Origin of the sequence: Treponema primitia ZAS-2, from assembly GCF_000214375.1 — a bacterium.
In the GTDB taxonomy this organism is placed as follows: domain Bacteria; phylum Spirochaetota; class Spirochaetia; order Treponematales; family Breznakiellaceae; genus Termitinema; species Termitinema primitia.
Genome location: NC_015578.1, coordinates 2,085,635 through 2,102,791 on the forward strand (window position 1 = coordinate 2,085,635; position 17,157 = coordinate 2,102,791).

Below are 17,157 nucleotides of genomic sequence, written 5' to 3' on the forward strand. Positions count from 1 at the left end.
ATGGGACATCCGACAATTTATCCCACTGGTGTTACGGTTTACAGCAAAGATGCGGCCTGGAACGGTTACACTGTTTTTACCGCCCCCCAGGGAGTACTGCTTATCGATCAAAACGGCCGGGAAGTCCGGTTGTGGAAGGGGCTTTTTGGGGAACCCGCACGGATACTGCCCGGTGGCTTTGCCCTGGGCAGTACCGGAAAGAGAAGCGCCCAGGCATCCGCTTCTGACAACCTGGATTTAGTCCAGGTGGACTGGAACGGCAATATTGTCTGGAGCTTTAACCACAATGAATATGTGGAAGATCCCGGCCAGGTTCCCCGCTGGATTGCCCGACAGCATCACGATTACCAGCGGGAGGGTTCTTCGGTTGGCTATTATGCCCCCGGGTCGGAGCCCAGAACCGATGGGGGAAACACCCTGATCCTGGTAAACCGGAATGTTTATAATCCTGCGGTATCCGGTAAAACCCTGCTGGACAACCGCATTATCGAAGTAAACTGGGAAGGGAAGATACTGTGGGAATGGAATGCCGCCGACCACTTTGAGGAATTCGGTTTTAGCGAAGCGGCAAAAAACGCTATCTATCGTCTTCCTTCAGAAAAAACCATAGAGGGCGGCCAGGGGGACTGGATCCACATTAACGCTATCTCTACCCTGGGGCCCAATAAATGGTACGATGGAGGGGACCAGCGCTTCCACCCGGATAATATTATCTTTGACGGACGGAACGTCAATATTCTGGGCATCATCAGCCGGAAGACGGGAAAAATCGTCTGGAAACTGGGCCCTGATTTTGACCATACCCATCTTGGGCAGATCATAGGGCAGCATCATTTTCATTTGATCCCCAAGGGCCTGCCCGGTGAAGGAAACTTCCTGGTTTTTGATAACGGCGGCTGGGCCGGGTACGGCGTACCCAGCGGGGTGGCCCCCTACGGCGCAGCAACAGAACGGCGAGATTATTCCCGGATTCTGGAATTCAACCCCCAGACCCTTGAGGTGGAATGGCAGTATACCCCCGCCGAGGCTGGGTTTATTATCCCCCTGGATGCCTACAAATTGTACAGTCCCTATATCAGTTCCGCTCAGAGGCTTCCCAACGGCAATACCCTGATTACCGAAGGTTCCAACGGCCGGATTTTTGAAATTACCCGGGACTACAAAACTGCGTGGGAATATATCAACCCCTACTCCAGGCTTCAGGGAAGACTGCAAGGAAACCTGGTCTACCGGGCCTACCGTGTTCCCTACGAGTGGGTACCCCAGCTAGACCATCCGGTAGAAACTGATGTGGCTCCTCTCAACATTTCTACCTTCCGGGTTCCCGGCGCAGCCGCCGGACCTGGGGGCAAAGTTACAAAGATTGATGGGATTGACCCCCAGGCAACAAAGGTCCTGGAAGACCCCTACGGGGCAACCATCAGCGGAAGCAGCGACGAAGCTTCCAATTTCTGTGTAGTTAACTCGGGTTCTAAAAACAGGGAAAGTAATTCTTAAGGAGGCTTATCATGGGATTTCCCCGAATATATCCATCGGGAACGACTGTATACAATGCGGAACGCTCATGGAGCGGCTATACCATATTGCCCACTGCCAAAGGCGCCCTGCTCATCGACATGCGGGGTAATGAGGTACAACTTTGGGCGGGCCTGGCAGGCTTTCCCAATAAAATACTTCCCGGGGGCTTTGTATTAGGTTCCTCCGGATCCCGGCATCCCCGGTACGGCTACCAGGATCAGCTGGACCTACTCCAGGTGGACTGGGACGGAAAGGTAGTCTGGAAATATGACCAGAATGAAACGGTGGAAGACCCGGGCTTGAAGTCAAAACAGGTTGCCCGGCAGCACCACGATTTTCAGCGGGAAGGTTCCACCACGGGTTACTATGCACCGGGCTTTACCCCAAAAACCGATAGCGGCAATACCCTGCTCCTGGTTCATAAAAACGTGGAGAATAAAGATATTTCCGATAAACCCCTGCTGGATGATCGGTTTATCGAAGTAGACTGGTCAGGAAAGCTGCTCTGGGAATGGCTGCCCAATGAACATTTTGACGAATTGGGTTTTGACGAGACCGCTCGGAACCTCCTGTACCGGGACCCGGATATTGTAACCAGCGGCCGGGGTGACTGGCTCCATATCAATTCCCTTTCTACCCTGGGGCCCAACAAGTGGTACGATGCGGGGGATCAACGGTTCCATCCGGACAACCTGATCTGGGACTCCCGGAATGCCAATATCCTGGCCATTACGGATAAAAAAACCGGAAAAATTGTCTGGCGCATAGGGCCGGATTTTGGCCTGACCGAAGAACTGCGGAACCTGGGCTGGATTATTGGCCAGCATCATTTCCACCTTATCCCCCGGGGCCTGCCCGGTGAGGGAAACTTGCTGGTCTTTGACAACGGCGGCTGGGCAGGCTACGGCGCCCCCTCGGGAACATCCACCTATGGGCTTAACGATAAACACCGGGACTACTCCCGGGTTATCGAATTTAACCCCCTGACTCTCAAAATTGAATGGGAATATACCGCTGAAAAAGCAGGCTATACCCACAGCCTGGAAAACTACCGATTCTACAGTCCCTATATCAGTTCCGCCCAGCGGCTTCCCAACGGTAACACCCTGATAACAGAAGGCTCCGACGGCCGGCTCCTGGAGGTGACCCCGGAAAAACAAACCGTCTGGGAATATCTGAACCCATACTATTACCATGCCCTGGGAGGAATTCTCAACATGGTGTACCGGGCTTACCGGGTCCCCTATGACTGGATTCCCCAGCTTAAGGTCCCCAGCGAAGGGTCCATTCAGGCGCCGGATGTAAAAACCTTCCGGGTCCCCGGATCGGTGATCGGAGCGTCCCCGGAAAATATTGTCAATGTTGCAGGCAGATCGCCCCTTGCCTAAAGGCGGGAGCAAAAAATTCTCATTTTATAATAATTGTACCGGGAGGGGGGGTATTACCCTCCCTCCCTTAAATAATGTACACTAAATCAAAAGGAGAACGAAATGAAATCTATGTCCATGTCTCTCAGAGCCGCCCTGCTGATGGTTCTGGCCTTTGGGCTGCTGGCTGCCCCGGCTTTTGCGAAAGGCGCCCAGGCGGCGGCCCCGACAAATGATACTTTTATCTACGGCCTTGAGGGGGATCCCGGTAATGATATTAACACCATTACCACCTCGGGCCGCTACGACCTTACCGAGGAGCGGTTGCTCTATTCGCCCTTGCTGAACTATTTCGGCCCCACTGACATTACCTGGCTTTTGGCGGAGAGCGCCGAGGCTTCGGCAGACAATAAGGTGGTTACCTTCCACCTCCGCCGGGGCGTAACCTGGTCTGACGGGGTGCCCTTTACAGCGGATGATGTGATCTTTACCTACGGACATATCATCAAGGCGGAATATTCCAATGGCCGGGAAGGGCTGGTGTATAACGGCGCCCCTGTGGAATTTGTTAAACTGGATGACTATACGGTGGAATTCCATTTCCCCGTTTTTGTGAGCAATATTTTGGAGCTGGCCGGGAACGAACACTTCGTTATGCCCAAGCATATTTATGACGGGGATGCCACCCTGGACAATAACCCCAAAAACCAACATCCCGTGGGGACAGGCCCCTATAAGCTGACCGAATATGTGGCGGGCCAGCATGCACGGTTTGTTGCCAATGACAGCTACTTCGGGGGGAAGCCCAAGATTCCGAACCTGGTGCTCCAGTTTGTGTCGGACCTTAACGCCGCCAAACTGGCCCTCAGGCGGGGGGAAATTCATGCCCTGGTATTGGCCAATGCGGACGCCGATTCCTTCAAGGGCTCCAATGTGACTATCCATGCCTATCCGGAAGACCGGGTGGGGTACCTGATCTTTAACCTGCTTTCGCCCCGGGTACAGGACATCAACCTCCGGAAGGCGGTTTTCTTTGCCCTGAACCGTGAGGAAATGAATATCGGCGCATACCTTTCGGCGGAATACTTTACCAATGCTGTTTCATTCCTGCCCTACTCAAATCCCTTCTATACGGATAAGCTGGAAAAATACGATCAGAACCTCCAAACCGCCCGGGATTTTCTGGCCAAGGTATCCAATCCCCCTACCCTGCGGCTTGCGTATACCGCAAACAATGTACAGCAGGAAGTGCAGGCCATGGTAGCCCAGCAGAACCTCAAGGCCATCGGCATTACCCTGGAACTGCTGGCCATTGACAGTACCTCTTTGAACAACAAGAACAGGGATGGTACCACCGATTATGACGCATACCTGGGGGGCTACATCATGGGGATCGATCCTTCCAGCTACGCCTCCCTCTTTACATCCACCGGGGCATATAACTACGGACGGGTGGCCGACAAAACCCTGGACGATTTCTTTTCTGCGGGCTCCGTAGAGCCAAATGCCGCTAAGCGCTTGCAGATCTACCAGGATGCCCAGCGCCGGCTGGCGGATTTGGCCTACCAGTACCCCATCGTGACCAACAAGCGGCTTTTGGGGGTAACCAATAATCTTGGGGGTGTGGAAGATGCGAGGCTGATCCCAATCTACACCTTCCAGGATATGTCCAAGCTTTATTTTAAATAATCCGGGACAGGGGGCGCAGTAATGCTGTGGTATATAGGCAAACGTATTTTACAGGCCGTACCTATGCTATTTATTATCTGCGTTCTCTGTTTCACCCTGATCCAGCTTGCCCCCTTTGACGCCATTGATACTATTACCAGGCCCGATATGGCGCCTGAAGTGGTGGCGGCCCTCAAGGTGCGGTACGGGCTGGATCAGAGCGCCCCTGTCCAGTTCATAACCTGGGTAAAGCGGATGTTCACCGGGGACCTGGGGTATTCCATTGTGAACCACCAAAGCGTGGCCTACGGCCTCTTGTCCCGGCTGCCCAATACAGTATTGCTGGTATTGCCCAGTTATACCCTGGCGCTGATCCTCTCCATGGTGCTGGGACTTTTGGCAGGGGCCGGCCATGGGGGTAAGTTTGACCGGGTGGTGGACACCCTCTGTTCCATCGGCATGGCGACCCCGACTTTTTGGGTGGCCATGATGATCCTCTATGTTTTCGCCTACGCCCTGAATCTCTTTCCCATTCTGGGGATGCATACCCTGGGGCATGAATCAAGTTTTCAGGACCTTCTGCGCCACATGGTCCTGCCCTGTACGGTGCTGACCGCAGCGTTTCTGCCCGAAAATATCCGGTATGTACGCTCCTCTACCATCACCCAGTACCAGGAAGATTATGTAACCGTACAGCGGGCCTTTGGCGCACGCCGGGGGCAGCTACTCTTTGGGCATGTGATGAAAAACGTGCTGTTTCCGGTGATTACCCGGGTGGGGATGGCCCTACCCATGCTGGTGACCGGGGCCTTTGTCACTGAATCAATTTTTAGCTGGCCTGGGGTGGGAACCTATTTTCTCACCGCCATCCAGGGCTTTGATTATCCTGTTATAATGGTAGTATTACTGTTTTCTTCGGTAGCAGTTATTCTGGGAAATCTTTTGGCGGATATTTGTTACTGCCTCCTTGATCCGCGTATCAAAAGTTTTAAGTGAGGCAATAGCTTGGCATCCGTGGAAAACCGGCAGCTACAGCAGTTTCGCGGGGAATTTAGGCGAAACCGCAGCCTGGTTCCGGCCGCAGCATTTCTGCTCTTTGTGCTGCTTATTTCGGTCTTTTCATTCCTTTCGCCCTACGATCCCGACACTATCGATGTTACCCGCCGCTTTGAGCAACCCAGCGGTGATCACTGGTTTGGGACTGACGATCTCGGCCGGGATTACCTGACCCGGATCCTCTATGGAGGACGGATATCCCTCCTGGTGGGGGTGGTAGCCATGCTGATTTCCACCGCCATCGGGGTGACCGTGGGTATTATCAGCGGCTATGCCGGGGGGGTGGTGGATAACCTTCTGATGCGCTTTATTGATATACTTTCCTCCATCCCCTGGATGATCCTGGTAACCGTGATCAGCATCTACCTTAAACCGGGTCTGGAGGCTATCATCCTGGTTATAGGGCTCTTTACCTGGATGTCCATAGCGCGGCTCGTGCGGGCAGAAACACTGAGCATCAAGGAACGGGAATACGTGCTCTATGCCCGGGCCATCCACCAGAAGCCCCTGCGGATTATCCTGCGCCACATCCTGCCCGGGGCGCTGCCTACCATCGTTGTGGCGGCAACCACGGGGATCGCCAACGCCATCATGATAGAATCATCCTTAAGCTTCCTGGGCCTGGGGGTGCAGCAGCCCGTGTCCTCCTGGGGAAGTATGCTCAACCGCGCCCAGGCTGTGCTGGGCAGGGCCCCCTATATGGCGATTATCCCGGGACTGATGATTATCCTTACGGTCTATTCTTTTAACACCATCGGCAGTGTTTTCCGTATACTCGCCGAGCCAAGGTCGTACCGGCGATGAATCTTCTGGAAATACGGAACCTGCGCTGCTCCCTGGACATGGAAGGCCGGCGGGTAGAAGTTGTGCGGGGGATCGATCTCTCTATAAAAGCGGGGGAGATCCTGGGCATTGTGGGGGAAAGTGGCAGCGGCAAAACCATGACCATGCGGTCGGTGATACGGATATTGCCCCAAAATGCTCTGGTAGAGGCGGATGAACTGAGTTTCAACGGCCTGGATCTGAGGGTGCAGACAGAAAAATCCCTGGAAGATATACGGGGCAGTGAAATATCAATGATCTTCCAGGACCCCATGACTTCATTAAACCCCCTCAAACGGATTGGGGATCATATAACAGAAGTACTGCTGCGGCACAGGGATATTACCATGAGAGCGGCCCGGGAGGAAGCGGTGGCTCTGCTTGAACGGGTTGGGATTCCCTCGGCGGGGGAGCGGATGCGCCAGTACCCCCACGAACTCTCCGGGGGTATGCGTCAGCGGGTGCTCATCGCCATGGCCTTGGCCTGCCGCCCCAGGCTGCTGATCGCCGATGAGCCTACCACCGCCCTGGATGTAACCATCCAGGCTCAACTCCTGGCCCTGATCCGGACCCTTCAGCAAAAGGACAATATGGCGGTGGCCTTGATCACCCATGACCTGGGGGTAATCGCAGGTGTCTGCCACCGGGTAGCGGTGATGTACGCAGGGCTCCTCATGGAAACAGGGGATGTAGAAACCCTGTTCGAACAGCCCCTGCACCCCTATACCAGGGCGCTGCTCAGGTCCGTCCCGGTGATAAGCCAGGACAGGGACAGCCGGAGCCGGCTCAGGGCTATTAACGGGCAGCCCCCATCGGTACTGCGCCCCCCGCCGGGCTGCCCCTTTGCCCCCCGTTGTTCCGAAACCAGGCCCGAATGTTCCCAATCCCTCCCCTCCATGAAAGAGTACGCCCAGGATCACTGCGCCCGGTGTTTCAATATTCCCGGAGGCGGATTATGAGCAACCCTGAGCCTCTTATCAAAGTGCAAAACCTGGTAAAGGAATTTGCCATCCGCCGTTCCTTGAGCCCCCCTCTGAAGCTGCGGGCGGTAAACGACGTTAGTTTTTCTATCGCCCCGGGGGAGACCTTCGGCCTGGTGGGAGAATCGGGCTGCGGCAAATCCACCCTAGGCCGGACCATCATGCGGCTCTACGACGCTTCCTCCGGCACGGTCAGTTTTTCCGGCGCCAACATCACCGCTCTTTCCGGGAAAGCCCTGGCGCCCTATCAGCGGCGTATGCAGATGATCTTTCAGGACCCCTACTCGTCCCTCAACCCTTCGATGCTGGTGCGGGATATTATCGCAGAACCACTGCTCCTTAAAAGCCGCCTTTCAAAACACGAATGTGACGAACAGATTCAGGATATATTGGTTAAGGTGGGAATGTCCCCAGAGGATCTCCGCAAGTACCCCCATGAATTCTCCGGTGGCCAGCGCCAGCGCATCAGCATCGCCCGGGCGCTGATCGTTCAGCCGGAATTTGTGCTCTGCGACGAGCCCATCAGTGCCCTGGATGTGTCCATTCAAGCCCAGGTAGTAAATCTGCTGGAGGACCTTCAGCAGGAAACTGGCCTGACCTATCTTTTTGTAGCCCACGATCTTTCCATGGTACGCTACATTTCCCACAGGATTGGGGTAATGTACATGGGGGAACTTGTGGAGGTCTCCACCGCCCGGGATATTTATCAAAACCCCCTGCATCCCTACACCCGATCCCTGCTGGCGGCGATCCCCATCCCAAACCCCAGACGCGCCCGGGAATCTCCCTGGAAGGCCCTGGAGGGGGAGATACCAGGGTCAACAGAAAAAATCCAGGGCTGCGCCTTCGCATCCCGCTGTCCCGAGGCAGCTCCCGCTTGCAGGCAGGAACACCCAGTGCTTCGGGATACCGGGGACGGGCACCAGGTGGCCTGTCTGTGGGTTTGAGATTTGCCCATTCTTTCAAAAAAAGTTATTCCCAAAACCCCGCTCCCATGCTAGAATAAAGCGACCAAAACAACAGACTTTCATAGGGAGATATCATGATCTTTAACCCTGAACATGAATGTATGAGTACTGAAGCGCGGAAAAAGCTCCAACTGGCCAACCTCAAAAACCTGGTGGAAAAACTCTACACCGATGTGCCTTTTTATCGGAAAAAAATGGATGCCCTGGGCATTACCAGCCGGGACATCCACACCCTGGAGGACATTGAAAAACTGCCCTTCACCACCAAGGACGACCTCCGGGAGAACTATCCCCGGGGCATGCTGGCCTGTCCCAAGGACCGGATCGTGGAGGTCCACATGAGTTCCGGCACTACCGGGAAACCTGTGGTGGACGAGTACACCCAAAAAGACATCGACATCTGGCGGGAGGCCATGGCCCGGACTTTGGCCGGGGGCGGCTGTACCAAGGACGACATAGTCCAGAACTGTTACGGCTACGGCCTCTTTACCGGCGGCCCAGGGGCCCATTACGGGGCTATGAACATAGGCGCGGAAGTACTCCCCATGTCATCGGGGAACACCGCCCGGCAGCTCATGGTCATGCAGGACTTTGGCACCACCATGCTCACCTGCACCCCCTCCTACGCCCTGTACATGGCCGAAGAAGCCGCAGAGGCGGGGGTAGACCTTAAAACACTACCCCTGAACAAGGGCTGTTTCGGGGCTGAGCCCTGGAGCGAAAATATGCGCAAGGAAATTGAAGCCCGCTACGGGATGAAGGCCTACGACATCTACGGGCTCACGGAAATCATCGGCCCCGGGGTGGCCTTCGAGTGCGAGGCCCAGGAGGGTCTCCATGTCAACGAGGACCTCTTCTACCCGGAGATCATCAATCCCGAAACAGGCAAACACGTGCCCCGGGGCGAAAAAGGGGAACTGGTCTTTACCACCCTCACCAAGGAGGGCACTCCCCTGCTCCGGTACCGCACCAGGGACATCACCTACTTCATGGACGAACCCTGTTCCTGCGGCAGGACCACGGTCAGGATGCACCGCCTCTTTGGCCGCACCGACGATATGCTGATCATCCGGGGGGTCAATGTCTTCCCCAGCCAGATCGAGCACGCCCTTTTCGGCATCGAAGGCACGGAACCCCAGTACCTTATCGTAGTGAACCGGGGGGACACCCACCTGGACGAGGTGGAGCTCCAGGTCGAAGTCAAGCAGGAATTTTTCAGCGATGAAACCAAGAAACTTGAAGCCCTACGGACTAAGATTGAAGGGGTGATGAAGTCCAAACTCCAGATTGGCCTGAAGGTCAAACTGGTGGAGCCCAAAACCATCGAACGGTCCATCGGGAAGGCCAAGCGGGTCATCGACAACCGGAAAATATAAGGAGTCATAATGCAAATAAAACAAATATCCGTATTCCTGGAAAACAATGCCGGCCGGCTGGCAGATGTGACCAAGGTTCTGGCAGAAGCTGCCATCAATATCCGGGCCATAAGCATCGCGGATACCGCTGATTTCGGCATACTCAGGCTCATCGTGGATAAAAGCGACGCAGCCATCAGCGCCCTGAACAAGGCCGCCTTTACCACCCGGCTGACCGATGTGGTGGCCGTGGAAATCGGGGATACCCCAGGATGCCTTGCCAAGGTGATGGAGCTTTTCCAGAAATCCAAGGTTAATATCGAATACCTCTACGCCTCCCTGGAAGGGAAAGTCGGCAAGGCGGTGGTGATCTTTAAATTGGAGAACCTTGAACAGGGTTTGAAGATTATTACGGATAATGGACTCTCAATGGTTGATAAATTCTGAACTAACCTTACAATAGAAAGGGTGCTTTCAAATGAATACATTTTGATGGCGCCTCGAAACAGTCCGGAGGGTGGATATGAAGATTTTAATGGCCTCCAGTGAAGCCGTGCCCTATGCCAAAACCGGCGGCCTTGCGGATGCCGTTTCCGCCTTGTCCATAACCCTGGCAAAACTGGGTCACGAAGTTAAATTGGTTATACCCCGGTACTACGGCATAGACCGGGGGGCGCTTACCTTGATTCCTGAAGCCATGGGCGTGCCCGTGGGGGGCGGCGAGGAATGGTGCGCTGTTTATACCACTGACCTGGAGGGTTCGCCAAAAAAGAACCCTGTGACGGTGTACTTTATCGACCATGAAAAATTCTTTGGCCGGGACGGCATCTACGGAACCCCTTCTGAGCCTGACTTCCTGGACAACCCCCGGCGCTTCACTTTTTTCAGCCGTTCCGTATTCCAGCTTTGCCGCAAAATCGACTGGTATCCGGAGGTGCTCCATGCCCACGATTGGCCGGCTGCCATGGTTCCGGTATTCCTGAAATTTGGGGAGCGCCGGGAGGGTTTTGCCAAAACCGTATCGGTTCTGACCATCCACAACCTGGGCTACCAGGGTATCTACAGCAAGGACAACTACTGGTATACCCGGCTTGGGTGGAACGAATTCTACACCGCCGGCTTTGAGGACTGGAGCATGATGAACCTCCTCAAGGCGGGGATCTATTCGGCGGATAAACTCAATACGGTTTCCCCCAACTATGCGGAAGAAACCAAGACCAGCGCCCAGGGTTTCCGCCTGGACGGGGCGCTCCGTTACCGCGCCGCTGACTATACGGGCATACTCAACGGCATCGACTCCCAGCTCTGGAACCCTAAAACTGACACCCTCCTCCCGGCAAAGTACAACCCCAAGGATATGAGCGGGAAAGCCAAAAACAAAGAGGCCCTTCAGAAAGAATATGGCCTCCACCCTGATCCAAAACTGCCCATCATCGGCATGATTACCCGCCTGACCGGTCAGAAAGGGGTGGGCGCCCTCTTCGGCCCCGCCTACGGTTCCGCCTTTTCCATCTGCCGGGACATGAACCTCCAGTTCGTGCTCCTGGGCTCAGGCGAAGCCTGGTGTGAAAACGAACTCCAAAGCCTTTCCGGCCGGCTCTCCAACTTCAAGGCCCGCATCGGCTACAGCGAAGATATCAGCCACCTCATCGAAGCCGGGGCGGACTTCTTCCTCATGCCCAGCCAGTACGAACCCTGCGGACTTAACCAGATGTACTCCCTGGCCTACGGCACCGTCCCCATCGTGCGAAGCACCGGTGGCCTGGCGGACACGGTAAGCAACTTCCACGAGGAAACCGGAGAAGGCACGGGCTTCATGTTCAACGATCTGACCCCCTCGGCGATCTACAACACCGTGGGCTGGGCGGTCTGGGCCTACTACAACCGCCGTCCCCAAATCGAAGCCATGCGCCTGCGGGGGATGCAGCAGGATTTCTCCTGGGAAAAGTCGGCTAAGAAGTATCTTGATATGTATGAAAGCGCTTTGACGCCCTCTACCAAATAATGGCAGATACAACCGAAGGCTTGACTATTCCGCCAGCCCTTTTACAATAAAGGGAATGATTGATTATGGAAAACTGAAAAAATCCCTGACCCACCTGATTCTGCAATACCGGAATTATACCAGCCTTGCGGAAAGGGCAGGGCTTTTGGAAATAGATCGGGAAGCCGTTGCGGAGTCGGTAATTCAGCGTTTCGAAGTATGCTACGATTGTTTGTGGAAACTGTTGAAACGGTACCTGGGGGAACAACTGGGCATTGCGGAACTTCCCAATAGCCCCAAACCCCTGCTGAGGATTGCCTTTGAAAACCGGCTTTTTCCATCGATAGAACAATGGCTGCGCTATGCCGATGCCAGGACCGGTACTGCCCATGATTATTCCGGGGACAAAGCCGGTGAAACCCTGAAACTGGCTGGTCCTTTTATCAATGACGCTATCGCCCTCTACCAGATAATGGCCGGTGAACCATGGACCTGAAGGATGTGGCCATGCAGCAAAAGGATCGGGACCTTTTGTCGGCCCTGGTCGGTGAATTTCTGCCCCATACGGCCGTGTGGGTTTTTGGTTCCCGGATTAAGGGTACATCCCTCCCCTACTCGGATCTTGATTTAGTTGTTTTTACTAATCCTGAACAGCAGCAGCAAGTTTCCTTGCTAAAAGAAGCCCTGGAGGAATCAAATTTACCCTTCAGGGTGGATGTACTTGAATGGAACGCCATACCTGAGAGTTTCAAAGAAACCATTAAAACTAAGTACGCGGTTATCGCTTAACCGGGCGGTCAGGCCGCCGTTTTACCACTCCCCGCATTCCCAGACATAGGAGCAGGTCAGCCAGGCGTTACGGGCGGACATGACGACCGGGTTGAAGGGCTTGGCGTCCGGGGAGGCTGCGAGCCAGCGGAGGGTATCGGCGATGAGGGTTTGGGCTGGGCCGCTTTTCAGCCAGGTGGCGGCTTTTTCCAGTTTGCCGGGCTTTCCCAGGGGGATGGCCCAGAGTATTTCGGCTTGGAGGCCGAAACGGTTGTCACCGGGGCCGGGGAAGACCGAGGCTTCCAGGATACTGGAACGGTTGGCGGGCAGATCCCGCACCCTGCTCAGGGGCGCATAGACCCAACTGGTTTCTTTGCCCAGGAGAACCTGCCAGATATCCGGCCAGTTAAAGGTTGCGGCACCCCGGGGAAAGGGGGCTCTGCGAAAAAGCGCTTCCCCGGTGCTTTGCCAGATATCCCCATCCCGGGGGAATTCCCCCTCGGGGCGTTCCAGGAAGCGGGCGGTCCAGGCCTGTACCGCAGCGGGGTCGGAGCCGGGGATGAGGAGCGTACCCTCCCCTGCTGACTCTACGCGCTGCCGGGTAAGGCCGGGAAAGTTATTGTTACGGAACACCATCCAGGGGTCAAGGGCCAGGACCAGGGCGCCCTGGTATTCCAGGTCAAAGGAAAGCCGGGGATAGACCATCACCGGTTCGGCAAGCTCCGCCCGTTTCCGGGTGATGAGAAAGCCCTTGGCCTTTGCCGGGGGAGCTTCGCCGGGTTTTAAGCTTTGTATGCCCTTAAAGCCCCGGGGGGGAGTCCCGGCGGCCAGAACCTGGCGCCAGGGGCTTTCCAGTTCTTCCTCCACATACCAGGTCATGGTTGGGCGGGTCAGGGCAAAGAATAGTATCCCTGCCAGGGCCAGGAAGGCAAGAGCCGCGCCAAGCCGGAAGCGCCGGGAAAGGCCCCTGCTCAAGAGGCTTTTCCCGGACCCGGGTTTCTTCTGCGGGAAGTTCCGCATGTTTTTTCTACTAATACTTCAATCCTCCGAAAAAGGTGACTGTCACCTTTTTCGCGCCTTTCCTGTCCTTTCCCATAAGTTCCTACTTTAGATTATTTTACTACAGGATAAGGAATTAGTCAACTATTTCCTTTCCTCCGGATTCCTCATTTCTCCCTGCTTTCCTGGGTTTTCCCAGGATATTGCTAACACAACTGCAAACAAAATCAATAAAACAGTAATACTAACAGCGTGTAAAAAAGCTAAAAAAGCCTCCGGCGGTAATCCGGGGGCTTTTCGTTTCTACTGTGCTGATGGGGGGGGGCTTAGTCTATAAGTAGATTAAATCCTTGGGCGGTGTAGGCGCGGCTGTTTTGAAGGAACACAGGCTGCATTTTTCCTTGTCCTGGCAATGGGAGCAGACTGTTTCCGCTGCGTAGAGGGACGGCAATAGCTCTACCAGGCGAGATACTGCAGCGGGCATACTGCAGCCTAAAGCCCAGGCTAGGCGCCTGACCGTGACAGTGGCTGCGGCTGAAAACTGCGGCGTATAGGGTTTATAAGCGGTGAAGGTTTTTCCCTGTGCCTTGGTGGCGGCGGGAACCGAGCGCCGGGCGTTAACCCCGGCTTGTGTTAAATTCTGGTTATCGTCCAACATAGACAACCCCTTAAAATGATGTAAGCCCGGCAGCTAGGGCCGGGCAGGCAGGGCCGGAAGGCGCCCTGCTGTGGCAATGGTTCAAACGGCTTCTAAAGCTTCTTCTACTTCCTCTTCTTCCAGACCGGTGATAGACATGATCTGATCTATATCCAGGCCGCAACGGTGAAACTGCCGGGCAATTTCCTGGAATTTAAGCTCAAACTCGTCGTATACACTGATTACGCCATCTTCATAGCCTTCTATGCGTCCCTGTTCGAATCCATCAAAAAAGGGATCATCTTCTAACTGCAGCATAATAGCCTCCTAAAAAAAGGTAATAACTCCGGCAGCCAAGGCCGGGGGAATGGAAACCTAGAACATAGAGAGCTGCCCCCCTGGGCCTATGGCGTGGGTGGCAACTACCTGGGAAGCCCACTGCTGGGCTGTGGTTCTGCGGTGGAAATACCGTTTTAACGTGTAGTAGTTTCCATAACTGGACAGGGAGGGGGGCGGCAAGGCCTGAGCCCTGACCGGAGAGACAAAGGGGCAGCAATGGACCCGGCTATGATGGCATGGAAACACCAAAACAGAGGCGCAATAATACTGTTTAGGCGTATGGATGGCGGGGGCGCTGTCCCCGGCGTATAGTAGGTGACGGTAATCTGGCATAGACTACCCCTTTAGCATAATAGAGGCCTGGCAACAACGACCAGGCCGGCAGGGCTGGTTAAGCCCTGCTGTGTAGTGTCATATAGAATATGGTATCATGAAACAGTAAAAGTGTCAACATAAATTTTTTAATGATACTATTATTACTAACAGTAATACTGCGAACATAATGACTAGCCGGGCCTCAGAGATAAAGTAAAATATACGGAGGAATCCCCCGGCGTGACTTCTTAAAAGAATACAAAACAAGCGCACCTGCCAAGGGGCGGTGATTTTCTGATACCGAAACGTTTACTTGCCCTTTACTACTAATGGACAGAATATGTCAATACGCTGAACACTGACGGGAAAGATGGGCCTGGAAGCCTTGTGGTGCAGGGAGCCCCCCCCCTGCATGACGCCTGGCATTATCAGCGCTGGAACCTGTTTAATTATAAAGATTTCATTTCTCCGTCAATTATTGCCAATAAATCGACTTCTATTCCCTGCATATCACTTTTATATTTTCCAGGATGTGTTTTTTCCAATGCCATTGATATAATTGTTAGAATTTCCAGCTTCATAGAATGGGATAGAAAATATTCTAAATTTGGGTCCTGTTTAATGGTTTTGCTTAAATTATCAAATTTATCATACGTCTTAAAAGTAGTATCGTCAAAATGAAATTCCTTGCTATCATTATCAAGACCACTAAAATCTATAGTTTCAGCCTTAGATCCTAATTGTTCATACAATAATTTTTGGTTTTCGTCTATGACTGGATTATAAGATATTTTGCATTGAACAGATGAGAAATATGAGAAACATATCTGTGGGCTAAATGTATATATAAGGCAACCATTCTGTTCATCAACAAAAGGACAAGTAAATACGGTAAATCCAAATGTGGCATATTCTTCAAGAGTATCGTTGCGATTAGTATCTACAGGCAGAGAATCAATATAGGCTCTTGCTTTTATTCTTTTATCAATACACTTTTTGTAAAATGGAAAAAGTTCATTATATGGTATGGCCTCAAAAACTTTTGAGAGAATATAGCTGCTTAATGTATCAACAGTTAAACTAAGAGAATGACAACAAAGATTGCAGCCCTTATGACAAAAAACTTTTCTATCGTGCATATTTGATAAAACATGATTACGATTACTTTCTATTACTTTCATACAGGCAATAAGGCTCTTGTCTGTCGTTTTTTGAGAAAAGCGAAGTTTGTTGTAATATTTTTCAAACATGATTAAACAAAATTTTACATTATATCTACAAAACCAGTCAAGGAGTTAGGCCGTCTAACGCTTTTTCCTGCTATTCAATTCCCTGTATCCGGCTGGGAGGCTGGGGGGATTTTGACTCTTTTTATGAGTATGGTATCCCCCCCAAAAGGTGACTGTCACCATTTCCTGCCCCCGATGATGACCGGTTATATAAAGTCCCCCGCCGTAAACACAAAGCTCGCCGCAGAGGGGGCGGGGCTGGTGGGGGGCACGGTGGTGGTCATGTTCCCGTAGATGTGGACCGTCTCGCTCATCCCCGCCGTCCCATTCGCGCTGTTCTTCAGCTCCGCCCGGAGCAGGTATTCCCCGGCAGCCAGTCCTGTCTTGGTCCCGGTCAGGGTACTGGAGGGGATGGCGGAAGGGGTCAGGTTGACCTCGTCCCCGCCCTCAAAGTTTTGCAGGGTCAGGCTGAGGACCGTGGTCCCCGCCGGGTATTTGATGGTATACTTCAGCGTCCCGTCACTGGTCTCAATCCTCCCGTCCACGGGTTTCAGCGTCACCGTGACGGTGACGGTGGTGTCATTGGTCACGGTGATGGTGGTGCTGCCGCTGACATTCCCGACCCCGGTCCCCACCAGGTTAGCGTCGTCCTCGTAGCCAACATATGCCTTCACGTCCAGGGTGTAGGACCCCGCCGCCAGGATGAAGTTCCCGGAGCTGTCCCGGTCCGCTTTCACCGGCGTGGGACTACCCTCTATAGCCATCCAAGTATAAGTATAGGTAAGCCCCGATGGAAGCGGCGGCGTTGGGTACGCAGTCCGCTGCGGACCCGAAACTTCAAACCCGGAAACCTCCACCCGCACCGTGCCCAGCCTACCGCCCTCCGGGCCGCCCACCGGCGCCGCACACCCCGCCAGCGCCAGCACGAAGCCCAACGCCCAGAGCTGGAGTTTCGGCACAGCCGAAACTCCCAGCAAGTTCCGAAGGAACTTGCCGACCAGGGCGAAGCCTATCCCGCAGAAAAGGTATCTGACACCAATCGCTTTTCGTTTACCATTCATCATACCTATACTCCTTATATACTCTCAGCCCTGGAGCTTGGCTCCGCCAAACTCCAAGCAAGTTCCGCAGGAACTTGCCCATAGCCTTTTT

General features: G+C 53.9%; 18 protein-coding genes. 12 read left to right on the plus strand and 6 right to left on the minus strand.

The annotated features are described in order from the left end of the window. From TREPR_RS09245 to TREPR_RS09300, 12 genes are all read left to right on the plus strand, one after another. Positions 1-1,497, plus strand: a complete 1,497-nt coding sequence (locus TREPR_RS09245) for an aryl-sulfate sulfotransferase (RefSeq protein ID WP_015708040.1) — start codon at positions 1-3, stop codon at positions 1,495-1,497. Positions 1,498-1,508: 11 nt separating this feature from the next. Next, positions 1,509-2,906, plus strand: coding sequence for an aryl-sulfate sulfotransferase (locus TREPR_RS09250; RefSeq protein WP_015708041.1), 1,398 nt, complete (start codon positions 1,509-1,511; stop codon positions 2,904-2,906). A gap of 102 nt (positions 2,907-3,008) precedes the next feature. Beyond that, positions 3,009-4,574 (plus strand): ABC transporter substrate-binding protein, encoded by a 1,566-nt coding sequence (locus TREPR_RS09255; RefSeq protein ID WP_015708043.1) that lies wholly within the window; start codon positions 3,009-3,011, stop codon positions 4,572-4,574. A 21-nt stretch (positions 4,575-4,595) separates the two neighbouring features. Then, positions 4,596-5,549 carry an ABC transporter permease gene (locus tag TREPR_RS09260; protein ID WP_015708044.1) on the plus strand — a complete coding sequence of 318 codons (954 nt, stop codon included), beginning with the start codon at positions 4,596-4,598 and terminating at the stop codon, positions 5,547-5,549. Between the two features lie 18 nt (positions 5,550-5,567). Then, positions 5,568-6,413, plus strand: coding sequence for an ABC transporter permease (locus tag TREPR_RS09265; RefSeq protein WP_041611581.1), 846 nt, complete (start codon positions 5,568-5,570; stop codon positions 6,411-6,413). Further along, complete coding sequence (locus TREPR_RS09270; protein ID WP_015708046.1) at positions 6,410-7,390, plus strand: ABC transporter ATP-binding protein; 981 nt, start codon at positions 6,410-6,412, stop codon at positions 7,388-7,390. The genes TREPR_RS09265 and TREPR_RS09270 overlap by 4 nt, the downstream gene beginning before the upstream one ends. After that, positions 7,387-8,358 (plus strand): ABC transporter ATP-binding protein, encoded by a 972-nt coding sequence (locus TREPR_RS09275; protein WP_015708047.1) that lies wholly within the window; start codon positions 7,387-7,389, stop codon positions 8,356-8,358. Before TREPR_RS09270 ends, TREPR_RS09275 begins: the two co-directional genes overlap by 4 nt. Before the next feature lie 95 nt (positions 8,359-8,453). After that, positions 8,454-9,755, plus strand: coding sequence for a phenylacetate--CoA ligase family protein (locus TREPR_RS09280; protein WP_015708048.1), 1,302 nt, complete (start codon positions 8,454-8,456; stop codon positions 9,753-9,755). 9 nt (positions 9,756-9,764) lie between these two features. Next, complete coding sequence (locus TREPR_RS09285; protein WP_015708049.1) at positions 9,765-10,181, plus strand: ACT domain-containing protein; 417 nt, start codon at positions 9,765-9,767, stop codon at positions 10,179-10,181. 76 nt (positions 10,182-10,257) lie between these two features. Next, positions 10,258-11,739 (plus strand): glycogen synthase, encoded by a 1,482-nt coding sequence (locus TREPR_RS09290; RefSeq protein ID WP_015708050.1) that lies wholly within the window; start codon positions 10,258-10,260, stop codon positions 11,737-11,739. A 55-nt stretch (positions 11,740-11,794) separates the two neighbouring features. Continuing rightward, a complete protein-coding gene (locus TREPR_RS09295) occupies positions 11,795-12,214 on the plus strand; it encodes a nucleotidyltransferase substrate binding protein (protein ID WP_015708051.1) in 420 nt (139 codons plus the stop codon). Between the two features lie 11 nt (positions 12,215-12,225). After that, on the plus strand, positions 12,226-12,507 hold the full coding sequence (locus tag TREPR_RS09300; RefSeq protein ID WP_245534712.1) for a nucleotidyltransferase family protein: 282 nt from the start codon (positions 12,226-12,228) through the stop codon (positions 12,505-12,507). Between the two features lie 21 nt (positions 12,508-12,528). Here the strand turns inward: TREPR_RS09300 and TREPR_RS09305 are convergent, their stop codons facing one another. The 6 genes from TREPR_RS09305 to TREPR_RS09325 form a co-directional block, all read right to left on the minus strand. Beyond that, positions 12,529-13,506, minus strand: a complete 978-nt coding sequence (locus tag TREPR_RS09305; RefSeq protein WP_015708053.1) for a hypothetical protein — start codon at positions 13,504-13,506, stop codon at positions 12,529-12,531. A 310-nt stretch (positions 13,507-13,816) separates the two neighbouring features. Continuing rightward, positions 13,817-14,143 carry a hypothetical protein gene (locus tag TREPR_RS09310; RefSeq protein WP_015708054.1) on the minus strand — a complete coding sequence of 109 codons (327 nt, stop codon included), beginning with the start codon at positions 14,141-14,143 and terminating at the stop codon, positions 13,817-13,819. 81 nt (positions 14,144-14,224) lie between these two features. Further along, positions 14,225-14,440, minus strand: a complete 216-nt coding sequence (locus tag TREPR_RS09315) for a hypothetical protein (protein ID WP_015708055.1) — start codon at positions 14,438-14,440, stop codon at positions 14,225-14,227. Positions 14,441-14,497: 57 nt separating this feature from the next. Continuing rightward, a complete protein-coding gene (locus tag TREPR_RS18425) occupies positions 14,498-14,794 on the minus strand; it encodes a hypothetical protein (RefSeq protein ID WP_148257275.1) in 297 nt (98 codons plus the stop codon). 431 nt (positions 14,795-15,225) lie between these two features. Beyond that, entirely contained in the window at positions 15,226-15,957 is a 732-nt protein-coding gene (locus tag TREPR_RS09320; RefSeq protein ID WP_169313414.1) for a hypothetical protein, read from the minus strand. 254 nt (positions 15,958-16,211) lie between these two features. Next, positions 16,212-17,069 carry a hypothetical protein gene (locus TREPR_RS09325; protein ID WP_041611111.1) on the minus strand — a complete coding sequence of 286 codons (858 nt, stop codon included), beginning with the start codon at positions 17,067-17,069 and terminating at the stop codon, positions 16,212-16,214. Positions 17,070-17,157: the final 88 nt, after the last annotated feature.